Source organism: Leucobacter faecis, assembly GCF_054456695.2.
On sequence record NZ_JBTJER020000035.1, the window covers coordinates 1 to 529 of the forward strand.

Sequence of the window (529 nt, forward strand, 5' to 3'; positions counted from 1 at the left end):
GTTAGCACGTAAGGACCGGTTGGATGCGTCGATTCTGGAGTCAGCGGCCACGAGCGAGTTCAGCGAGGTCACCAACCGGCTCGCGACGCTCCGAGGGGTGTCTGTGCTCACCGCGTTCGCGCTCGCGGTAGAGATCGGGGACTGGCATCGATTCACCGGGCGCACGATCGCTTCTTTCTTGGGATTGGTGCCCTCGGAGCATTCCTCGGGCCAGACCCGTTCACTGGGCGCAATCACGAAGACCGGGAACACGCACGCCCGAAGGCTGCTGATCGAATCGGCTTGGCACCACAAGTCCACCTACACCCCCAGCGTCGCATTACGCGCCCGCTGGGAGCGTGTGCCCGCGCGAATAGCAGCCCGCGGTGACGCGGGCAACCGTCGCCTGCACCACCGTTGGGAAGTGCTGGTAGCGCACAAGAAAAAGCATACGACCGCGAACACGGCCGTAGCCCGCGAACTCGCGGGATGGTGTTGGTCATTGGCCGTTATGGAGTGACCTTTGAAAGCTCGTTCATCGCCCCGCGGG

Annotated in this window: 1 protein-coding gene; it reads left to right on the forward strand. The window is 63.7% G+C overall.

Annotated features, from left to right (window positions below):
- A partial coding sequence (locus ACXR2W_RS14150) for a transposase (RefSeq protein ID WP_489948867.1) occupies window positions 1-499 on the forward strand: 499 nt, incomplete at its 5' end.
- Window positions 500-529: the final 30 nt, after the last annotated feature.